The following is a 3,407-nucleotide window of genomic DNA, read 5'->3' as shown; positions in this document are numbered from 1 at the left end:
CCGTGCTTGCACCCAGCCAATGTAGGAGCCCGACTTGTCGGGCGATCAGGCTATCTACAAGCTATAACCTATGGAACCGCAATCATTTCTGTGGCATAGAACTGTATATGAGCGCCCAGAAATTTATGTAACTATCATTGTGAGATAAGCTGAGGCGCGCGAAGGTGGATTGACGACTTGATGCAGCTGTATATGCGAACAACCTCAGGGAAAACCGCTGGGAGAAATATTATGTACGCGATTGAATTTGAGGCGGATATAAAAAACGGTGTGGTGACCATACCGCCTGAATATAACGAGATCCAAAACCATCACGCGCATATCGTTGTGATGATAAAAGACATGGATACGGCGGAGGTGCCAGCAGCAGCATTAGATTTTAGCGACACTGAAATAAGCGCATTCAAAGAGCAAGATGCCGTTGAAATGCAGAGGGCATTACGGGATGAATGGTAAATACCTGCTCGATACAAATGCCATTATCTACGCGCTTAACCGAAAGCTGAAATTACCTGCAAACCAATATGCCGTCTCAGTCATCACTGAGATGGAACTGCTGTCCTGGCCTTCTTTAACCAGCGAGGATGAAGCAAAACTTAGAGGTTTGCTTCAAAAGCTGACAGTGATACAGCTAGAAAGGGCTATTCAAAACACGGCCATCAAAATTCGCAGATCGTCGTCTTTGAAGCTTCCCGATAGCATTATTTCTGCCACCGCGCTGAGCGGTGGCTTTGTATTGGTAACTGACGATCAAAAGCTCGCAGATCGCCACATAGGAAACTCAATCTCACTAGACGATTTGGTGACCCGCATAACGCCAAAATAGTGCTAAAACAAGCACCCAGCCCCGTAGGAGCCCGACTCTGTCGGGCGATCAGACTATCTACCAGCGATTACCCTCGGCGCTTCGATCCTTCCTGATCGCCCAATGAATTGGGCTCCTACGAACCTTCATGCACATACGTTGGTGGTTGCTCCCAGCCCTTGTAGGAGCCCGACTTCGTCGGGCGATCAGACTATCTACCAGCGATTACCCTCGGCGCTTCGATCCTTCCCTGATCGCCCAATGAATTGGTCTCCTACAAAACGCTCACACAATCACCGGGTCATCTGCATTCGGCGTTAACCAGCGGGCATCCCAAAAACTGTAATCACCAATCTGGTTGACCAACCCGGCCCTTAACGGATTGGCCACTATATAACGCGCGCTATCACGTATGCCTTCCTCCTGGCGTATCAACCGGTCGTGAAATCCGCGTTGCCAAACTGGGCTTCCCGCCGCCAGCGAAACATACGATTTATACAACTTAACCGCCTGTGAAAGGTCGCCCTCTAACGCCATCAACCAATGCACATGGTCGGGCATCACCACAAACGCCCACGTTACCCCATGCCGCTGAACGCTCGGATGATAAAACGCACGCGATGCCGCACACCCCATCGAGAAATCACGGAAAACATGCCGGCGATTCTCCGTCACTATCGTCACCACATAATAATGCCCCGGTATACAACGTCTGCCCAAGCGCAACGCATGACCACGCGGCATAACCCACCTCCATCCCTGGATTTCTATCTATAATTTACAACAAAACCCATCACACGCACGTAACCCCTGTAGGAGCCCGACTCTGTCGGGCGATCAGGCCGTCTAAAAGCGATAACCTTCGGCGCTTCGATCCTTCCTGATCGCCCAATGAATTGGGCTCCTACGACCCCCCATGCACATACGTGGGTGGATGCTCCCAACCCCTGTAGGAGCCCGACTATGTCGGGCGATCAGATCGTCTAAAAGCGATAACCTTCGGCGCTTCGAACCTTCCTGATCGCCCAATGAATTAGGCTCCTACGACCCCCATGCACAAGCGTTGGTGTTTGCACCCAGCCCTGGCAGGAGCCTGGCTTCATCGCGCAGTGATAACTTGGTCTGTGCTGCTGTTGTGTTAGAAGATAAGCTTATTGTTAAAACCGTTATGCACCATTTTCAGTGGGAGGGTTAAACATGCGAACCACCTATGACGAAACGGATGACATTTTAGTCGTGCATCTCTCCGACAAGCCAATCTCGAAAGAGGTGTCGCAAGATTGGAATACGCATATTAGTTACGCAGAAGATGGCACCATTGTTGAAGTTGTGATTTTAGAAGCATCCAAACAAGGCGCCTGGCCGTTGTTGCGCAGCCACGCCGCGTAATCTCCAACCCCTGTAGGAGCCCAACTATGTCGGGCGATTAGCCCAACTACCAGCGATCACCCTTGGCGGCTTGATCCTTTGCTGATCGCCCAATGAATTGGGCTCCTACAACCCCCTCCATGCACATACGTGGGTGGGTTGCTACCAGCCCTTGTAGGAGCCCGACTCTGTCGTGCGATCACCTCTGTCGAAAATGTTAATAATACATCGACATTTCGATTTTTGTTGTGTACTTTGTACACCATGAGGTATGCTGGTTGAAAGAAAGCCATAATGGTGACTCACGGGATAGAGTTTATTGAAACGCCCACATTCACTAGGCAAATCGACACAATTGCCTCTGATGACGAGCTAAAGGAGCTTCAGTTAACGCTCATTGCGCAGCCGGACAAGGGTGACCTGATCCAAGGCATTGGGGGACTGCGTAAGGTTCGTATGGCACTGGGGCATAAGGGTAAACGAGGCGGAGCTCGCGTCATTTATTTTCTAGCTACCGCTGAGGTGATCTACCTGATACTGGCTTATCCCAAAAATGTGAAAGACAGTTTGACGCCTTCTGAAAAGGCTACGCTCAAAGCACTTACCCAGCAGTTAAGAGAGGAGGTTTCTTGATGAGTATTTTTGATGAGCTCAACACATCGCTGCAAGAAGCTGTCGAGATCCAAAAGGGTAAGACGAAAGCCAGCCGGGTGACTCGCCACGAAGTGGCGGATGTCAGAGCAATTCGGGCAAAATTGCATGTATCTCAAGCTGAGTTTGCCGACGCAATGGGCACCAGCATCGACACCATAAAAAGTTGGGAGACCAAGCGTCGCAATCCAACAGGGTTGGCAGCGAAGGTACTCGCGACCATTCAAGAAAACCCTTCGTTCTTTAACGAGCTGGCTTCACACTGATTGCCCAGTACGCGCACCCAACCCCTGTAGGAGCCCGAATATGTCGGGCGATCAGCCCAACTACCAGCGATCACCCTTGGCGCCTTGATCCTTTGCTGATCGCCCAATGAATTGGGCTCCTGCAATCCCCTCCATGCACATACGTGGGTGGGTTGCTACCAGCCCTTGTAGGAGCCCGACTCTGTCGGGCGATCAGACCATCTACCAGCAATCACCTTCAGCGCCTTGATCCTTCCTGATCGCCCAATGAATTGGGCTCCTACGAACCCCCATGCACATACGTTGGTGGTTGCTCCCAGCCCTTGTAGGAGCCCGAC

General features: G+C 51.2%; 6 protein-coding genes. 5 read left to right on the top strand and 1 reads right to left on the bottom strand.

What is annotated here, in order from left to right; translation table 11 throughout:
* The first annotated feature begins 231 nt into the window (after positions 1 to 231).
* Both BMX75_RS17450 and BMX75_RS17445 read left to right on the top strand, forming a co-directional pair.
* Entirely contained in the window at positions 232 to 456 is a 225-nt protein-coding gene (locus tag BMX75_RS17450; RefSeq protein WP_092830937.1) for a hypothetical protein, read from the top strand.
* On the top strand, positions 446 to 826 hold the full coding sequence (locus tag BMX75_RS17445; RefSeq protein ID WP_092830914.1) for a type II toxin-antitoxin system VapC family toxin: 381 nt from the start codon (positions 446 to 448) through the stop codon (positions 824 to 826). Before BMX75_RS17450 ends, BMX75_RS17445 begins: the two co-directional genes overlap by 11 nt.
* Before the next feature lie 264 nt (positions 827 to 1,090).
* Here BMX75_RS17445 and BMX75_RS17440 read toward each other — a convergent pair whose 3' ends face one another.
* Positions 1,091 to 1,549 (bottom strand): REP-associated tyrosine transposase, encoded by a 459-nt coding sequence (locus tag BMX75_RS17440; RefSeq protein WP_092830912.1) that lies wholly within the window; start codon positions 1,547 to 1,549, stop codon positions 1,091 to 1,093.
* Positions 1,550 to 2,002: 453 nt separating this feature from the next.
* Here BMX75_RS17440 and BMX75_RS17430 point away from each other — a divergent pair, with 453 nt between their 5' ends.
* The 3 genes from BMX75_RS17430 to nadS all read left to right on the top strand — a co-directional run bounded on the left by BMX75_RS17430 (position 2,003) and on the right by nadS (position 3,090).
* A complete protein-coding gene (locus tag BMX75_RS17430) occupies positions 2,003 to 2,194 on the top strand; it encodes a DUF2283 domain-containing protein (protein ID WP_085918476.1) in 192 nt (63 codons plus the stop codon).
* Positions 2,195 to 2,467: 273 nt separating this feature from the next.
* Positions 2,468 to 2,806: a type II toxin-antitoxin system RelE/ParE family toxin gene (locus tag BMX75_RS17425; protein WP_245748645.1), complete on the top strand. Its 339-nt coding sequence runs from the start codon at positions 2,468 to 2,470 to the stop codon at positions 2,804 to 2,806.
* Complete coding sequence (nadS, locus tag BMX75_RS17420; RefSeq protein ID WP_092830910.1) at positions 2,806 to 3,090, top strand: NadS family protein; 285 nt, start codon at positions 2,806 to 2,808, stop codon at positions 3,088 to 3,090. The genes BMX75_RS17425 and nadS overlap by 1 nt, the downstream gene beginning before the upstream one ends.
* Positions 3,091 to 3,407 lie beyond the last annotated feature (317 nt).

The sequence above is a fragment of the Vreelandella subterranea genome, assembly GCF_900111305.1.
GTDB classification, from domain to species: domain Bacteria; phylum Pseudomonadota; class Gammaproteobacteria; order Pseudomonadales; family Halomonadaceae; genus Vreelandella; species Vreelandella subterranea.
This window is presented reverse-complemented; position numbering and strand designations above follow the sequence as displayed.